Genomic DNA, 16,588 nt, shown 5'->3' with positions numbered 1-16,588 from the left:
AAAAAAATTAACAATTTAGACCATTTTATTGGTTCTAACTATTTATCTTTATTTATATATATGCTGATTAACAATGCAGGCCTTAAGGCCTGCATTGTTAATATAATCCAATTTTATCAAAATAGTTGGAAAAATTAAAAGAAAATGATTTTAAATGGTTGTAACTTTCAGAAAAGTAGTGTAGAATAATGAAAAGTGCAAAGGGGGCAATAAAGATGAACAATGATCACTCTTTCCAGGAAAATACGAAGGCGCTAGTTGTTTACAAAGAACAGCAAGCGAAGGTCTCGGTTGTCGAAATGTATGCCCAAATGATCCTTGATGAAATGGAATTCAATCAGAAAGTTAAACAGTTGCGCGAGCAGATTGATGCAAGCTTGGATTCAAGGAATGAAGCACTATTTATGAAATTGACTGAAGAATACATGGCGCTAACCCGTTGATTCAACAGCGGATCAATAAAAGAAGCGAATGATTGAGTTATAGTCAAGGGTGAATGGGTCATCTTTATTCCCCAAGTTATTCATTTGTTTCGCGATTCATTACTACACACATACACACAAAAGGAACCCGTACATATGTCGGGTTCCTTTTGTGTGTGTTAAATTTAATATCATATCCAATTTTTTCACTTGATTGATATTCATTGAGACTCAACTTTTTGATGTTTCCCACGCTTCCCAGGCCATTCGGCAAACAGCATGCCTATAAGGATAAGCAACGATCCTGTTAATTCTCCAACCCCTAATCGCGCGTTTTGAAAAATAACTGATGTCCACGCCGCAAATACGGGTTCCATAATGTAGATGATACCAACATGTGTGGCAGGTGTTTCTTTTTGCAGAGCGGTTTGAAGCAGAAAGGCAAAAGCGGTAGCGAATAATGCCATAAATAGAATGACCAGAATAACATCCGTCTGAAAAAGTGTATGGGTATCAATTACTTTTCCTCCGTCAAAAATCAGGCCGATAACGAATGCAAGGATCGCAACAGCAGTAAGCTGAACAATAGTTAGAGACATACTGTTGAAATGCTCAGTGATTTTTGCGGTGAATATAATATGTAAGGCGAACGTAACAGCGCTGACAAGAACAATCAGGTCGCCTTTATTCAATGAAAATTGGCCTTTCGTAGTCAGGAAAAACAAGCCGATGGCGGCAAAGATCACGCCGGCGATAGCTGCTGATTGTGGCGGCTTCCGCAATAACAGCGCTGAGAAAACAGGGACGAGAACAACACTTAGACCCGTGATGAACGCCGCGTTCGAAGCAGAAGTATAAAGCAGGCCAATGGTTTGACAGACATATCCTGCAAAAAGAAAGCAGCCCAATAGCCCACCTGACGCGATCAGCTTCCAATTGTAACGGCGAATGCTCGAACCGCTTTTTTTCTTCTTAATGATTAACTGCCACAACACTAAAAATAAAGCTGCGAAAAAAAATCGCCAGGCATTAAAAGTCAGCGGTGTCAGCTTATCGAGAATGTTCTGGACAATGATAAAGGTCGTGCCCCAAACGAAGGTGATTCCGAGCAAAGCAGAATCTGCCATTAACACACGTTTTAGATTCATTAAACGTCCTCCTTTTTCTGTTTAGCATGCAGTTGTTTTTGAATCGCAAGACGGGCTAGTGAATCCGCATTTTTGTTTTGATTGTCCGGAATCCATTTGCAGAAAAACAAATCAAAGTGTTCAATGAGTTCCATAGCTTGATGTAAATAGGGTGAATAGAGCGCATTTTTGACATGCTGTTTTTCTAGTCCATGATTGACAAGTTGAGAATCTGTCCGGAAGGATACTGCGCGATAGCCCTGATCAACACAGAATTGCAAAGCTGTTACAAGTGCAGCAAATTCCGCCTCATGGTTGCTGGAGAGCGTACCCAGAGCAAATGAGTGCCTAATTTCTTTTCCGTTTCCTTCATTTATATACAATCCACCGCCAGCGAGCCCTGGATTACCAGTTGCCGCGCCATCGAATGAAACTTCGATCAAGCTCAACACATCCTTGTGAAATGTTCATGCATATAGAAAAATTGCCGTACGAATTACTTTCCTGACATTTTAGCGGCACTCACATTATGTTATCATAATAAAAGAGAAATGGCTGGACAACTTTATTATTGAATGGGTGATTAAGAGAATATGTCAGAGACATCGAAAACAGTTAAATCGGATATTGAAATAGCTCAGGAGGCAGTGCTTGAACCGATCGGGAAAATTGCCGAACAACTCGGGCTGAAGGACAGCGATTGGGAACCTTACGGGCGCTATAAAGCTAAGGTATCAGTTGACACGCTGGAAAAAATGAACGATAAAGCTGATGGCAAAGTAATTCTCGTCACATCAATTAACCCGACACCGGCTGGAGAAGGAAAGTCAACGGTAACTGTAGGGTTGGGACAAGCACTTAATAAAATTGGGCGCAAAGCCGTGATCGCTCTTCGCGAACCATCTCTCGGACCAACGATGGGTATGAAAGGCGGGGCAGCTGGCGGAGGCTATGCGCAAGTTGTGCCAATGGAAGATATTAATTTGCATTTTACGGGTGACTTTCACGCGATTACAACCGCACATAACGCGTTGGCAGCTTTCCTTGATAACCATATTCAACAAGGAAATGAACTGAATATTGATCCGCGACGCATTGTCTGGAAACGTGTCTTAGATTTAAATGACAGGGCTCTGAGGCATGTTATTGTCGGGCTTGGGGGGCGGACTAACGGTGTCCCTCGTGAAGATGGGTTTGATATAACTGTTGCCTCCGAAATTATGGCCATTCTATGTCTATCGGAAAATCTTGTCGATCTTAAGTCGCGCCTTAGCAGTATGTTGGTTGCCTATACATATGAAGGTAATCCGGTGTTTGTTCGTGATTTGAAGGTTGAAGGCGCATTAACCTTGTTGCTTAAACAAGCGATTCATCCGAATCTTGTCCAGACCCTGGAAAACACGCCGGCATTCGTCCATGGTGGACCATTTGCGAATATTGCGCATGGTTGCAACAGTGTGTTAGCAACGAAAATAGGAGCTAAACTTGGCGATTATCTGATTACAGAAGCCGGATTTGGTGCTGATTTGGGTGCTGAAAAATTCTTGGATATCACAACACGTGCCGGACATTTCGAACCAAGCGCGGTCGTCATCGTAGCTACAATCCGCGCGCTGAAGATGCATGGCGGACTGACCAAAGAAGAACTGAAACATGAAGATCTGGACGCTCTTGCCCGTGGCATGGAAAACTTGGCATGCCACATCGATACCATCCAGGCATTTGGCTTACCATATGTCGTTGCGATCAATCATTTCATTTTTGACACAGATCGTGAAGTTGCTTATGTGAAGGATTGGTGTGCCTCTAACGGACATCCGGTCGCTTTAGCTAAAGTGTGGGAACAAGGCGGTGAAGGCGGCAAGGAGCTGGCTCAATTAGTAGTAGAGACCGTAGAGAAGCAAGAGAATAACTTTAAGCCCATCTATGAGCTTACCGACTCTGTTGAAGATAAAATCAATGCCGTAGTAAAGAAGGTATATGGCGGTAAAGATGTTGAATTCTCACCAAAGGCGTTAAAACAGCTCAAAGCAATAAAGAAAAATGGCTGGGATAAATTCCCGGTCTGCATCGCGAAAACTCAGTATTCTCTTTCGGATAACCCGAAAGAGATAGGACGGCCGAAGGATTTCACGATTCATGTGCGTGAATTAAAGGCATCCGTTGGTGCAGGATTCATTGTTGTCATGACAGGAAGTGTGTTGACGATGCCAGGGTTGCCGAAACAGCCGGCAGCACTTAATATGGATGTTGACGCAAACGGGAAAGCTGTTGGCTTGTTTTAATGTTCGACAAGAAAATAAGTATATATTGAAATAGAAAAGGAAGCGCCGATATTCTGTGGCGCTTCCTTTTCTATTTCAGGTTAGGATTTCACGAATTTATCGTAATGATCATACCTCAAAGGTTATTCTTGTTGTTTATGTACATAAATTGCTCGCTCGGCGGCTGCTTTGCCTGCGGCATGCCCGGTAACAAAAGCAGATGTAACGTTATATCCACCCGTATAACCATGAATATCTAAGATTTCCCCGCAGAAATAAAGACCGGGCATAAGCTTTGATTCCAATGTTTTTGGATTCACTTCTTTGAGAGAAACACCGCCGCCTGTTATAAATGCTTTTTCAATAGATAGTGTGCCGGAAATTCGGACAGGGAACCCTTTAAGCATTTTTGACATCTGGCGAACATCTTCTTTTGATATTACGGTGGATAATGCTTTTTCGTTTGGAAGGGGACCAAAAAGTGCACCTGTATGAGCTGTTACAGATACACGATGAACGTGCGTTTACGGGATGGTTGGAAAGGAGTCAGTGAGAAGAAATGGTGAGGAGAAGAAAAAATGCATCCCAATTGAGATACATTTTTTCGATCCTTATACTTTTAGGTCGATGATATTTCCCAAATTCGGATCTGAAGCCTGAAGCGTTTGAATAAATTGAGCTCCGTTTTGCTGAGCACTGTTCAAAGCCAATTTAGTAACAGCAAGGCTTACATTCTGACTGAGTAATGTTTGGTTCATACCAATTGATGCAGATGCAATATCCAAGTAATTCGCCTCCTTCTTATTATATCGGAATGGTGCTGAAATTTTTGAAAAGATAGGAGGATGAGAGCAATGTCCATACCGCGTATCCTGCATTATCCCGGCAGTAAATGGAGCATGGCCAGCTGGATTATCAATCACATGCCGGAACATAGCACTTATTTGGAAACGTTCTTCGGCAGTGGTGCGGTGTTCTTCAACAAGTTAAGATCAGAACAAGGCACCATCAATGACATTGACGGTAATGTGGTTAATTTATTTCGGGTGATTCGGGATTATCCTGAGGAACTTGCAAGAGCAGTCCAATGGACCCCATACAGCCGTGAAGAGTATCTATCCTGTCAATTTGGTGGTGATAAGAATTTAGAACGGGGAACAGCGGATGATTCCTATCGAATTAAGCAATGGAACAGTATACCGGATAAGCTGCAACGAGTAGCTGAGCGACTTAAAGAAGTACGGATTGAATGCCGGCCTGCTCTAGATATCATCAAGCGGTACAAAAGGAAAGATGTATTAATCTATACAGATCCACCAAATCTATCTGAAACGAGAAATGGAAACATTTATAAGTACGAAATGACTGATGATGAACACGCTGACTTGCTTGCAACTCTGATTGATCATCCAGGACCGGTTATCATATTTGGATATACACAAGCCAATTGCATGATGAAACGATGTCTGGATGGGTACGTGAGGAATCAAGTCAAGTGATTGAGACAGGGCAGAAACGTACTGAAGTCTTATGGATCAACCCGATAGCTGCGCGGACGGGGTTTTATCAGGAGTCTTTGTTTTGATTATTTTTTCTTTCAATCCCAAAAGCGCACGCGACTCCAATAAAGATAGGATATACACAGAGTAGAAACAACAGGATAAAGGCAGCACCGTAGTTATCTCCGTCATTAGGATTAGCATTAGGAATCCATGTTGAGAAGTAGGTGATAGCAATCCAAAAAGGAATCCATAGCAACGTAGTTAAAAAAGATATTGGATGGCCGTTTATCAATGAGGATGTCATCCTAACAATCAAGTAAAAATAAACAATTGCCCCAATAATAATTGTTGTGAAATAGATATGTTCAAAGGTATTAAAAAAATACGAAACCAAGAGGCTATTTGAAATGGCCGAAACATTGGAAAGGTAACGATAAAAAGACATACTGCGTGCAATGCGCTTAAAAAGATAACCTTTAACGCGTTTTTTATGATTTGCATGACTACTCCAAACATGATTTTTGTTTATCTTATCACTATTTATCCGGGAGGAGAATATTTTTGCCAGTTATGCAGCTTGATTTATTCAGAGAGATAATCGTGGAAGTTTTGGTGAGACCGAACATGCCAGAGATGTACGTAATGAAGTATCAGTGGGCTGTATCAGAGTAGGCAGCTAACCTGAATAAGAAACACTTACAAATTTTAATTTTAATTTTTTCGGAACACTTTACGGTACAACCAACTTAATGAGCTTCCGATGATATCCGCAACAATATAACTAATTAAATCAAACATAGAAGTCACTCCTGATATATTTAGTTAAACAAGTTTGCTGATTAATCTCTATTACTCTACGTTGATCATTACAAGAAAGCGTCCTGTTTGTTGCAGTATGACACTAAAGTGTAGCATCAGTTATTTCTATTCTTTGAAAAAGAAATCACGTAAATAAAAACTGAAACGAAGAACAATAGTTTCGGAAGTCTTATCCACAAGCTTTGAGGATAGCTTTGCTCAAGTCCGAAAAGAAAATCGCAGATCATATATATACCAGTCAAGATGATAATCGCAAACAATGAATATTTAAAAAGTTTCATTGAATTTCCTCCTAATAAAAAATCGGGATTCCTCCCGATCAACCGATATGAATATTTTACCATAAGAAGGATTTCCGATGAACATTAATAAAGAGTTAGTTCCGATTGATCCACGAACAATGAAATCCGAAATGAACGGAAGATAGTTCCACGCTCAATGCAATTAAATATTGATATAATTGGAAATAGGGAACCATTTGCCATTGTTGCGCGCGACGGTAAGGCGAGAATGACCAAGTTTCCGAAACACGGGGAGAAGATAATTGTGACGCACCAGGTCAAAGTGAAGCGCGTGAAATGGGACGAAGGCGAAGAGTTTTAATAACAGTCAGGGAGTTGAACCGATGAAAAATGAAGAGGTGCATTGTGGCGGCACATTAACTTGGCGTGAATTTAAAAAGTATAATTTTTATGCAAGACGAAAGCTATTTACAATAACAAGCATTTCATTTTTTTTCATCTTATTTTTGATATATATAATCCTGTTTCACAAAATACTTATTTCATTTACAATGGCAGCAGCTTTTGCGCTAGTTTTATGGATATTGATTACGATTATTTTTCCTCTTAAAGTCAGAAATGAATACTCAAGTAATCAATTAATTAAACAAGAAATTCAGTATGATGTTAATAAAGACGAAGTTGTGCAAACTCGTGGAAAATCAAAGACTTTTTTCAAGTGGGAAGATTTCATTTCTGCATACGAACATAAAGATATGTTTCAGATTCACGTATCAAAGAATCAGGCAGTAGTTCTTCCAAAGAGATTCTTCAAAAATGATGATGTAATAAGCGACTTTCGGAGATTGATCAGCACATCGATGCCAAAAAAGAAAGTTCATTTAAGTAAGAACGGGGAAGTGGGATGAGGGGGAGGAGTTTTGAAGGTAAAACTCTCAAAAGGGAAAGATTGGATTATTAAAAAGTTCAAAGAGATCCAAATTCTTGGGTTATTTATAGGCATCTTCTCAAGCATGATCATAATGATAATTCTCTTCTGGTTAATAAATATTAGGTCATGGATAGGGAATACAGATGCTAATGCTTGGATACAGACCGTTGGTACATTATTTGGATCCTTTGCTGGTGCCTGGTTAGCTGGTAAATATGCAATTGAAGTAGGGAATAGACAAATTAAAGCGAATTTAGATGAAATAAGAAAAGAAAATCTAAATAAATTGGTTAAGTTTAATGAAAATTATTTACTTGAGGTTAGATCTATAAGAGGGAATATGTAGTAAGGCAGATAAGTTGCTTAAAGATACATCAAAAAAGTATGAAACGATTCAAAAATTACAAGCATATTCAACTATTATAGTTAATGACACTAGCACGCTTAAATATTCAAGCGACTGGAATATTGTACCTGCTTTGAAATATCGTGATTATCTAACTCCATTGATTCTTTGTATAGAGATGGGTTCATCAATACCAATTTATTTAACAAATAACGAATTTGACAAAAATAAGATGAAGGAACGCTGGACTGATCACCTAAACAGATTAGATCCCTTAATCAATACTATAGAAGTGTACGCAAATTCTGTTAAAAGTGAATTAATAAAAATGAATCAGCAATAATTTCTACCAGTCAGCTGGAGGACAAAATCGACGGTTAAATGCCGTTGGATTCTTGTCCTCTTTTTATTTGCTTAAAAGGGGGTAATATTATGAATCGTTCCGAAAAATGCAGAAAAGGACCAGTTCAGAGGGCAATCGTTCGTGAAAACATGGTTATCGTTCCGAAAAGCTGTCGAGACGGACGATCGAGAATTTGATAGGTATTGACCGAGACAATATGAACGGCATAATCACGCACTGCGTAGGAAGGAGCAATGAGTATGGCTGCAGATCTATTGCGGATTACCGAGTACCGTGATTTGTGCCGTGAAATAGATTTATTAAATATGAGAATAACTCAGCTAGAGCATGAGCGTAAATATTACTAGAAAATGAGCACGCAACATAGGGGTATGATCGGAGCTGCTAATTATGACGAGGAACGTGTGGGCCACAACTTCACGCTGATGCCTTTTGACCGCGCTCTGGAGCACATCACCAAGATCGATATAAAATTAAATATATTAAACAGAGTGATGGTTGAAAAAGAACAGGTTAAGACGAAAATGGAGAAGAGTATAGGCAAGTTTGAAGGACTGGATTACTTGGTTGCGTACTGGCGCATGCAGGGGCTGGCATTGGCAGAGATATCTGACAAGCTGGGGTATAGTTACGGATGGATTAAAAAGATAAGTGAAGGATCCGGAAAGCGCACTGTAGATAGTGTTCACCTTACGCTGTATCCGAAATCAAATAAAATTAAATAAGGAATCAAGAAGGAACTTTTTTGATGAAAATCTGTGATAATATGATAACGTGGACGGCGGGTCGGATAGGACAAGGCTCTCTAGCCAGAACAGAAGACGTTGCGCACCTTACGGTGCTGATCTTGACAATGTATAAATAATTAAATATAAGACATAACTATAATGTAAAAATTAAGAAGTAGCGTTCCTATACAACGCCACTTCAAATTTACACACCAACCTTCATTTACAAATAGTGAAGGATAACAATAAGGACAATGATTGCCCATATGTTATTGTTCATATTGGTTATCGTCTCCTTTATTTGGTTTTATTGTCGCTTGAATAGTTTGAGCAAAAGCTAATTACAGTACTCACGGGAAAAGCTGCCAATTTTGGTGGCTTTTTTCATATATGAAAAGAATATAGAACAAACGGAGGTAAGTGTCATGTAGCATGGAAGGCAGGTCGGGGAGTTGAGTTTTACCTCGATCAAAGCACAGTACATGGCGCACCTTCGGTGCTATAATGGTCGAAAAAGCTTTGAAGGGGCAGTGCCCATGTCAATTTTCTATTTCATGTTTGAAGCTAGACCATCTGACGACAATCCAGAAAAAGATGTATATCAAGGAGCTTTTATTAGTTGTTGGGTTAAAGCTGATGATATAAAATCTGCTTATAGCAAAGCAGAAAATTTTCTTAATAACGATGAAGGATGGGAGATCGTAGAGGTTGAAGATCAATTCGTTGTGACTCGTGACTTCTATCATGAAAACGATCCTGATGACGAAGATTCTCTCCAGTGTTTTGATGAAGCAGTGGAAACCGGTATCTCAGATATTTTGTATTGTTGGACTGATGATAAATAATTGGCGCACCTTCGGTGCTTAAATGAATAGAGTAAAGGGCATCCGGGAGGGCGCTTTTAGTATTAAATAATTAAATATAATATTTCTTTGCTTCATGAATATAAATAAATTAAATAAAAATAAAAAAAGTGAGCTTAGATTAGCTCACTTGAAAACATCGTTTAATTCATAATATGTGTTACGTAAGATGTAGGAACATTGCTGTAAGGCAAAGCATAAATAAGCCAAGGATAAAATACTCAATCATTATTTTGAACAGTTTTTTCATATGCAGCACCCCTTAAAATCAATTTTGAGTTAAAGCACAGAATCTAGCTTTAAGTTGATTTTTATTTTTGCTATGGGGAAAATATGACAAGTGCTAACCAACTATTTTATTGTATAAATTAATTAAATATAATAGATAACCATAAACGATCAAAGCGGGGTAAATAAAATGCAAGTCACCTGCGACCCCTACCACAAAGAATTCGAGCTGAATAACCAAGAAAAACGAGTCGGCAAACTCATTGTCGGTTTTTTTGTTTGTCCAAACTGCAATCGAAAGTATACAGTTTATTTGATGGATGCACAGGCAATCGCTGCTAAAGAAGATTCAGAAAGAGTGCCAAAACTTGCCGGTGGATAAGGTTAAAGTAATTAAATTAAATAACAAATACATTAGAATGAATGACAAGATCTCAAAGCGGATGGATGAGTTGAAAGTGGAGTATGCGGAAGGGATTTAGTGACTTGTTTATTTGTCATATTTAATTAATTCATCTGCTCAAGGGGAGGGAACCCCATTTCATTCGCAAAACACCATTTATATTCTTCGATCAATTAGCGATAGATCAAATAAAGACGAATGATCAGCAAATTAACTATAAAAATGTATTTTCTTTTTTCACTTTACCCCCCCTTTATGATGGAACTCAGGATGTGAAGTATGACCAAGGAGCTGAATGACAGCATCATCGAGCAGCACTTAGATCGACTGGCAGAAAACATTTCACGATTTGCCAAATCGGTAAACTTCTTTGATGATTCGTTCGGGACGACGGTGACCGGAGTTGCAATGAGATACAAGCTTATGGCTCTTGAACATAAGGCGATCACAATGGACCGAAAGATGACAGCTGGGTTAAGGGATCGATTCAAGGTGATTTGTACGGTATGGGCGAAAAAGAGACTGGCCAACCCAGATGATTACTTGCATATTGATTTTCAGTTTAAACGGAAACTCCCGGATGATATTCTTTCAGATACTCAGGCATCGGTTGCGCTTAAAGGTGTGGTTAGCGAACAGACACTACCAGGTCTACTTCTGTTTTTTTACGAACATTTAGGATGAAATGGGTCGTATGCACGAGATGCGGCGATTGCTGCGGAGAGTGTTTATGGTCGCGAACAACGACTAAGCAATCAAAATAAAGATGGGCTCCTTACTAGCTGCCGAATTAGTAGCGCATAAAAATACCCATCCTTATCCAAGATGGGTATTTTTATATTACTCAGCCAATTCCTCAATTACTTATAGCCACAAGAACATTATCCAATATCTGCAATTTATTTCTAGTGAAAAAGATAAAGTCATCTCATTAATGTTAAGATCAGAGAAACATCTTTTTCAATGTACGTAAGACTGTGCAGCTGCAAGACCAGCGGCATGCCCGGTAACAAAAGCGGATGTAATGTTGTAGCCACCCGTATAGCCATGAATGTCGAGAATTTCTCCGCAAAAATACAAACCGGGCATTAACTTTGATTCCAATGTTTTTGGATTCACTTCTTTGAGAGAAACGCCACCGCCTGTTATAAACGCTTTTTCAATGGACAGTGTGCCAGAAATTCGAACAGGAAACCCTTTAAGCATTTTTGCCATCTGGCGAATATCTTCCTTTGACAGCTCATGAAAGTTACGATCTGGGGAGAGTCCAATTTGATCAAATATAAAAAGCAGATAACGTTCCGGAACGATACCTTTCCATACATTCTTTACTGCTTTTTTTGGATCGGATTCAGCAAGATGGTGAAGATTCTGAACCAATTCTTCTTCGCGGACATCCGGTTTGACATCGATCAGCACGGTGACGTCCTTTGTTTTAAACTTTTTAAGTGCTTTTACGACGAACTGGCTGAGTCTGAGTATAGCAGGTCCTGAAAGACCGAAGTGGGTAAACAGCATGTCCCATCTATGGGTTTGAATCGCTTTTCCTTTTGGATTTATTAACGTTACAGCAACATCGGATAACGATAAGCCTTGAAGTGTTTTTTCCTTAATGAACGATTCTTCTGAAGTAAGCGGCACTTCAGTCGGATACAATTCAGTGATGGTGTGCCCGGCAGCTTTAGCCCACGCGTAACCATCCCCGGTACTGCCGGTATTTGGAACGCTTTTACCTCCGACAGAAACAATAACTGAATTTGCGTAATAGGTTTCTCCACTGCGTGTTTTTACGCCGATCACACGATTAGACGTGCCTGTCACTCCCACAGGTGAACCTGTTTGAGGTACGGATTTTCCCCCAACAGCAACTATAACAGCTTCTGAATACAGCTTTTCGCCATTCATGGTCTTAACACCACAAGCATGTGTTGAGTAGAGTACAGTCTGTACCGGACTATTTGTTCGAACACTAATATGTAAGGATCTCATTTTGTTCAATAGAGCGGTTACTACAGATTTTGCGTCATTCGAAACCGGGAACATACGTCCGTGATCTTCCTCTTTTAACTCGACTCCTAAATTTTTGAAAAAAGTGATGATATCCTGATTATCAAAAGCGGCCAAGGCACTATGCAAGAATCTTCCGTTTCCTGGGATGTGCTTGATCAATTCGTCAATCGGCATTGCGTTCGTCACATTACAGCGGCCGCCGCCTGAAATAGCCAACTTCCTGCCTAATTTATCTCCTTTATCTAATAGGAGAACATGCGCACCTTGCTCTGCTGCAGCAATCGCTGCCATCAACCCCGCGGGTCCTCCTCCAACGACAATGACATCAAAATCCATAATTAGCCCTCGTTTCTTCGATATACTAACGCTACATTAACAGAATCCAGAGCCAATTTCATCTTTGTACTGAAAATAATCAAATGTGACATTTGTCACACCTCGAGAAATTTGATAGGATAAATAAAGAATTATGTTGAGCGATCGCTAGTGATGCTTTGACAAAATGAGGTGGAAGAAATGAAGGAAAGCAAGCCTTTTCGTGTCTTGCTATATTATCATTATGTAACGATTGAAGATCCTGAAACATTTGCTCAGGCTCATTTGCGTTTCTGCAAAGAACTGGGATTGAAGGGCCGTATTCTCGTCGGACGTGAAGGGTTGAACGGGACGTTGTCCGGAACAACTGAACAAACACAAATTTACATGGATACACTGCATCGTGATCTGCGTTTTGCAGATATGCCGTTTAAGATTGATGAAGCAGATGGGCATGTGTTTAAAAAGATGCATGTCCGACCGCGTAAGGAAATCGTCGCGCTCAAGCTTGATCAAGATATTGATCCGCATCAGGTGACCGGTAAACACCTAAAACCTAAAGAATTTTATGAAGCGATTCAGGATGAGAATGTGCTTGTCATTGACGCGCGAAACAATTATGAAACCCAAATTGGCCGTTTTCGGAATGCGATCCTTCCTGATGTTAAAAACTTTCGTGACCTGCCTGAATGGATTGAACACAATTTAGCTGACTACAAGGATAAAAGAGTACTGACCTATTGCACCGGCGGCATTCGCTGTGAGAAGTTCAGCGGTTACTTGCTGCGTGCTGGTTTTCATGATGTCAGCCAGTTGGAAGGCGGAATTGTAGAATACGGCAAAGATCCGGAAGTAAAGGGCAGACTTTACGATGGAAAGTGCTATGTTTTTGACCAACGGATTTCTGTTCCTGTTAATCGCACGGACGAGGATGTAGTCGTCGGCCATTGTCATCATTGTGGGAAGACTTGTGACCGTATCGTTAACTGTGCCAACCCAGAATGCAATAAACAATTTATTTGCTGTGAGGAATGTGAACATGAATATCATCGCTCATGCAGTGATGCATGCTTCCATCATCCGCGTAATCGATATGACCAAGAAGTTGCGCAACCAGCAGTACGAGTGTAATTCGTAGTGTAATTGAATAACAAGCTGAACCGGATTTAGTTGTCCGGTTCTTTATTTTATTGGGTAACAACACGTGCTTAATAAATACTTTACACGTATAAAACACGTGTTATAATGGATGTGAGGTGATCATAATGAGCAAAGATCAATACATTTATCCCGCTGTTTTTACGAAGGAAAGTGAACATTTGTCGATTGCTTTTCCAGATCTGCCGGAATGTAAGGCTTCTGCCGACAACGTAGAAGAGGGATTTGCCAATGCCAAAGAAGCGCTCGCGCTGCATCTTTACGGTTTGGAAGAAAACGGAGAAATCATTCCTGAACCATCAGAAGTAGTTGGCATTCAGACGGGAGAAAATCAATTTGTGACTCTAATTGAGACGTGGATGCCGCCATTCCGTAAAAAAATGGAGAATCAGGCAGTTAAAAAAACACTGACCATTCCAAAGTGGCTTGACGATGCAGCAAAAGATGCCGACTTGAATTATTCTAGAATTCTGCAGGATGCGTTAAAGGATGAACTCAATATTGATGAAAATGATCATTCATTCTCTGTTCAGGAAAAGCTGAATAAGCAACTTAAAAAAGTTAAAAAGAGCCTGAGAGACTTGTCGAAAATTCGCGTCCATGTCAACATGGCGGATGATGCTAATAAAGACGAACCAGATCAAAACATGAATTTGATTAAAAATGAGATTGATAATGTAAAAAAAGAACTTAGTGAAGTTGCCGAACGACTGAAAAATTCTGAAGAATACCAGCGTTTGAACGAAAAGCTTAATCGATTGCTTGATAAGCTGAACAGGTAAAAAAACAATAGGATCAATCTTTATAAGTCTAAGAGCAGATTAACCTGTTCTTGGGCTTATTTTGGTTGAGTAATTTCCCTCGTGGGCACGAACAGTTGCCGAAGTCCGTACTGAACGCGCTGCGTGAAGTGCTCTCAATCAGCATTCATATGCTTTTTACCGTGTTTCTGATTCTTGCGCTGATTACAGTATTACTTGCACTGCTGCTTCCTAACCACTTGCCGAAAGAAGAGCATCAGAAGGTGTAAAATGATGTTCCGGCGGCAATTCGGATGCCGTCCATCTGTGCGCCGTCTGCGAGTGCGGAGAGCGCAAGGTAGTTCGGTCGTGTGGCATTGTTCATGAGAAAGGCAGAAACCATTGCGTTCGGTCTCCGGTATTTATTTAGCTCAACGATGATTTGATCTGCAGGCATGATTCCTATGCCATGGCCAAAAAATTGGCCATTAGATAAATCAACGGCATTTTCCCCTTGCCATTGAGGTGTTTGTGGACTGACATCGGGATTTTTGAAGTAGCGCACATCTCCGGGAATGCCGCCGCCTACCCGTGAAACATTTCTTAAAGGGAAAAAAGGATGGTTTTGCCAGTCCCAAAGATACAGATGCTGGAAGACTTCATTGAATCGTTCTTTGGGAATTGTTTCTATCAGCGCTTTATAAAAAATAATCATCATTGCAGTTGCACATTCGAAAGCATAAGCTTCACCATTGACGAAGATGTCTCGAATTGCTTCAGAGGATTGAATCCCCGGTTTTAATTCAAAGCCACCATCTCCCGTTAATGTCCAGTAGTAATCATTGCACTGAGAATAGTAGAATGTCGCGAAGGATACGCCACTTGCTTGTAATGCGTATGAGGACTCGATTGTTTCATTCCTCAGTTTTATTTCAAAGTTGAGTTCTTTACGCGAGGGATAGGCGAATATTTCTTGAGATTCTACCATAGTCTTGAAGATTACCGGAGCAAAACGCCCGTTCATGGCAAAACTTCCGAAATCATCAGCTGACAGCTGCTGGTTTGCGGCAATAATCATAGACCATACCCCCCGTGCGCTGGGTTACTTATCGATTGCAGTTGCTCTTTAAGCGGATCAATAATCCAGGCTCTCCAAATTTGCGGCTGCTGTTTTCGAAGCAGGCTCGAGTATGCGGAAAGGCTGGTTTGGAGGCGGAGTGGTAGCTTAATAAAATCATAATAGTTCTTTTTCTCATTCGGCATTAATGTCTGAACGGGCTCTCCGCTTAGCGGGGAAACGGTTTTACCGAGATACTTTGCGCTGTAGTGAATGCGGTACGGATGGCCTCCTGGAACCGCATCATTGGTCTCTCCTGTATAAACAAGATAATGTGCATTTTCTTCATACCACGTTTCAAAAGTGAGCAAGGCTGCAGGATTATCAACTGCGTGCCGTACTTCAGGGATAAACGAGAGCATACGGCGTGCGTAATTGCTCTCAACAGTCTGATCAGATAAAAGATAATTTGACATATAGACGAGACAGATGGGCTGCGCCGTCTCCCACATCGCGCTGATCAAATAATGGCGCTGGCTCTTGTTTTTATAACGGTAAAAGACCAAATCCACCATTTCTTTAAGCCAATTCTCATGAAACGTATGCAAGAGATTAATAGCTGTCTGATCTATGACTTGCGTATAATCTGTTGAAACGATATTTTTCCACCCGGTTTGCAGAATCCAGAGCATTGATCCGACAACTTCATCATGCTGATTTGCAAATGAAGCAGCATGGGTGATGCCCAAATCGGCGCCATGAAGCACATTGCGTATATGCGATAATGCTATTCGAGTGCGATGATCGAGGTCGTCCGAACGAGTTTCCAATTGATCACGTAGCATATAAAGTACAGGAAACTCAAGTCCCGGATCATTGATCAGCGTCAAAGCACGTTCATGGTCAGTACTCCTGATTTTATTCCATTCTTCGATAAGTGCGTCCGGTTGCTCATGCCGTAAATGATTTAAAGGATTGCTCTGCTGGTTCTCAGCGCTCATCGTGTTTCCCTCCAGTGTCGTAAACCTTGTAACATGCTTATGCCCCTATGTATTTTTTATGCTTTAAC

At 40.4% G+C, this 16,588-nt stretch carries 21 protein-coding genes and 1 pseudogene; 14 read left to right on the top strand and 8 right to left on the bottom strand.

The genetic code is table 11. The annotated features are described in order from the left end of the window. Positions 1 to 215: 215 nt before the first annotated feature. Positions 216 to 443 (top strand): IDEAL domain-containing protein, encoded by a 228-nt coding sequence (locus P343_RS27300; protein WP_023509998.1) that lies wholly within the window; start codon positions 216 to 218, stop codon positions 441 to 443. A gap of 200 nt (positions 444 to 643) precedes the next feature. On the opposite strand, the gene P343_RS27295 is transcribed toward P343_RS27300, so the two are convergent. Then, a complete protein-coding gene (locus P343_RS27295; RefSeq protein ID WP_023509997.1) occupies positions 644 to 1,570 on the bottom strand; it encodes a DMT family transporter in 927 nt (308 codons plus the stop codon). Further along, a complete protein-coding gene (locus tag P343_RS27290) occupies positions 1,570 to 1,992 on the bottom strand; it encodes a reverse transcriptase-like protein (RefSeq protein WP_023509996.1) in 423 nt (140 codons plus the stop codon). The genes P343_RS27295 and P343_RS27290 overlap by 1 nt, the downstream gene beginning before the upstream one ends. A 150-nt stretch (positions 1,993 to 2,142) precedes the next feature. Between P343_RS27290 and P343_RS27285 the strand changes: the two genes are divergently transcribed. Continuing rightward, on the top strand, positions 2,143 to 3,834 hold the full coding sequence (locus tag P343_RS27285) for a formate--tetrahydrofolate ligase (RefSeq protein ID WP_023509995.1): 1,692 nt from the start codon (positions 2,143 to 2,145) through the stop codon (positions 3,832 to 3,834). 122 nt (positions 3,835 to 3,956) lie between these two features. On the opposite strand, the pseudogene P343_RS27280 reads toward P343_RS27285, so the two are convergent. Continuing rightward, a pseudogene (locus P343_RS27280) lies at positions 3,957 to 4,226 on the bottom strand (NAD(P)/FAD-dependent oxidoreductase); the annotation flags it as partial. A gap of 198 nt (positions 4,227 to 4,424) precedes the next feature. Further along, a complete protein-coding gene (locus P343_RS37170; RefSeq protein ID WP_023509993.1) occupies positions 4,425 to 4,598 on the bottom strand; it encodes a YjfB family protein in 174 nt (57 codons plus the stop codon). A 69-nt stretch (positions 4,599 to 4,667) separates the two neighbouring features. Between P343_RS37170 and P343_RS27275 the strand changes: the two genes are divergently transcribed. Then, positions 4,668 to 5,312 carry a DNA adenine methylase gene (locus P343_RS27275; RefSeq protein ID WP_317134703.1) on the top strand — a complete coding sequence of 215 codons (645 nt, stop codon included), beginning with the start codon at positions 4,668 to 4,670 and terminating at the stop codon, positions 5,310 to 5,312. Positions 5,313 to 6,229: 917 nt separating this feature from the next. Here the strand turns inward: P343_RS27275 and P343_RS27265 are convergent. Then, complete coding sequence (locus P343_RS27265; protein ID WP_023509990.1) at positions 6,230 to 6,415, bottom strand: hypothetical protein; 186 nt, start codon at positions 6,413 to 6,415, stop codon at positions 6,230 to 6,232. A gap of 157 nt (positions 6,416 to 6,572) precedes the next feature. Between P343_RS27265 and P343_RS37165 the strand changes: the two genes are divergently transcribed. The 8 genes from P343_RS37165 (at position 6,573) to P343_RS27230 (ending at position 10,923) form a co-directional block, all read left to right on the top strand. After that, positions 6,573 to 6,737, top strand: a complete 165-nt coding sequence (locus P343_RS37165; protein ID WP_023509989.1) for an XtrA/YqaO family protein — start codon at positions 6,573 to 6,575, stop codon at positions 6,735 to 6,737. A gap of 22 nt (positions 6,738 to 6,759) precedes the next feature. After that, entirely contained in the window at positions 6,760 to 7,284 is a 525-nt protein-coding gene (locus tag P343_RS0118790) for a YcxB family protein (RefSeq protein ID WP_023509988.1), read from the top strand. Positions 7,285 to 7,296: 12 nt separating this feature from the next. Next, complete coding sequence (locus tag P343_RS27255; protein ID WP_023509987.1) at positions 7,297 to 7,653, top strand: hypothetical protein; 357 nt, start codon at positions 7,297 to 7,299, stop codon at positions 7,651 to 7,653. A 13-nt stretch (positions 7,654 to 7,666) separates the two neighbouring features. Then, positions 7,667 to 7,996, top strand: coding sequence for a hypothetical protein (locus P343_RS27250; protein ID WP_023509986.1), 330 nt, complete (start codon positions 7,667 to 7,669; stop codon positions 7,994 to 7,996). A gap of 392 nt (positions 7,997 to 8,388) precedes the next feature. Further along, positions 8,389 to 8,742 carry a hypothetical protein gene (locus P343_RS27245; protein ID WP_023509984.1) on the top strand — a complete coding sequence of 118 codons (354 nt, stop codon included), beginning with the start codon at positions 8,389 to 8,391 and terminating at the stop codon, positions 8,740 to 8,742. A gap of 539 nt (positions 8,743 to 9,281) precedes the next feature. Further along, positions 9,282 to 9,590 carry a hypothetical protein gene (locus tag P343_RS27240; RefSeq protein ID WP_023509982.1) on the top strand — a complete coding sequence of 103 codons (309 nt, stop codon included), beginning with the start codon at positions 9,282 to 9,284 and terminating at the stop codon, positions 9,588 to 9,590. Positions 9,591 to 10,026: 436 nt separating this feature from the next. After that, positions 10,027 to 10,218 carry a hypothetical protein gene (locus P343_RS27235; protein WP_023509981.1) on the top strand — a complete coding sequence of 64 codons (192 nt, stop codon included), beginning with the start codon at positions 10,027 to 10,029 and terminating at the stop codon, positions 10,216 to 10,218. 300 nt (positions 10,219 to 10,518) lie between these two features. Next, the gene (locus tag P343_RS27230; protein ID WP_023509979.1) at positions 10,519 to 10,923 is read left to right on the top strand and encodes a phage portal protein; all 405 of its coding nucleotides are present in this window, start codon (positions 10,519 to 10,521) and stop codon (positions 10,921 to 10,923) included. Between the two features lie 276 nt (positions 10,924 to 11,199). Here P343_RS27230 and P343_RS37475 read toward each other — a convergent pair whose 3' ends face one another. Continuing rightward, complete coding sequence (locus P343_RS37475; RefSeq protein WP_023509978.1) at positions 11,200 to 12,585, bottom strand: BaiN/RdsA family NAD(P)/FAD-dependent oxidoreductase; 1,386 nt, start codon at positions 12,583 to 12,585, stop codon at positions 11,200 to 11,202. Between the two features lie 180 nt (positions 12,586 to 12,765). Between P343_RS37475 and trhO the strand changes: the two genes are divergently transcribed. The 3 genes from trhO (at position 12,766) to P343_RS37160 (ending at position 14,752) form a co-directional block, all read left to right on the top strand. Beyond that, positions 12,766 to 13,695 carry an oxygen-dependent tRNA uridine(34) hydroxylase TrhO gene (trhO, locus tag P343_RS27220; RefSeq protein ID WP_023509977.1) on the top strand — a complete coding sequence of 310 codons (930 nt, stop codon included), beginning with the start codon at positions 12,766 to 12,768 and terminating at the stop codon, positions 13,693 to 13,695. Between the two features lie 134 nt (positions 13,696 to 13,829). Continuing rightward, a complete protein-coding gene (locus tag P343_RS37690) occupies positions 13,830 to 14,504 on the top strand; it encodes a type II toxin-antitoxin system HicB family antitoxin (RefSeq protein WP_023509976.1) in 675 nt (224 codons plus the stop codon). Between the two features lie 95 nt (positions 14,505 to 14,599). After that, a complete protein-coding gene (locus P343_RS37160; protein WP_023509975.1) occupies positions 14,600 to 14,752 on the top strand; it encodes a hypothetical protein in 153 nt (50 codons plus the stop codon). Here P343_RS37160 and P343_RS27210 read toward each other — a convergent pair. After that, entirely contained in the window at positions 14,740 to 15,540 is an 801-nt protein-coding gene (locus P343_RS27210; protein ID WP_023509974.1) for a protein-glutamine gamma-glutamyltransferase, read from the bottom strand. The genes P343_RS37160 and P343_RS27210 overlap by 13 nt on opposite strands. Next, positions 15,537 to 16,520: a hypothetical protein gene (locus tag P343_RS27205; RefSeq protein ID WP_023509973.1), complete on the bottom strand. Its 984-nt coding sequence runs from the start codon at positions 16,518 to 16,520 to the stop codon at positions 15,537 to 15,539. The genes P343_RS27210 and P343_RS27205 overlap by 4 nt, the downstream gene beginning before the upstream one ends. Positions 16,521 to 16,588: the final 68 nt, after the last annotated feature.

Origin of the sequence: Sporolactobacillus laevolacticus DSM 442 (assembly GCF_000497245.1) — a bacterium.
GTDB lineage: Bacteria > Bacillota > Bacilli > Bacillales > Sporolactobacillaceae > Sporolactobacillus > Sporolactobacillus laevolacticus.
Note: the sequence above shows the minus strand (reverse complement) of the source record. Positions and strands in the feature narration are given on the sequence as shown.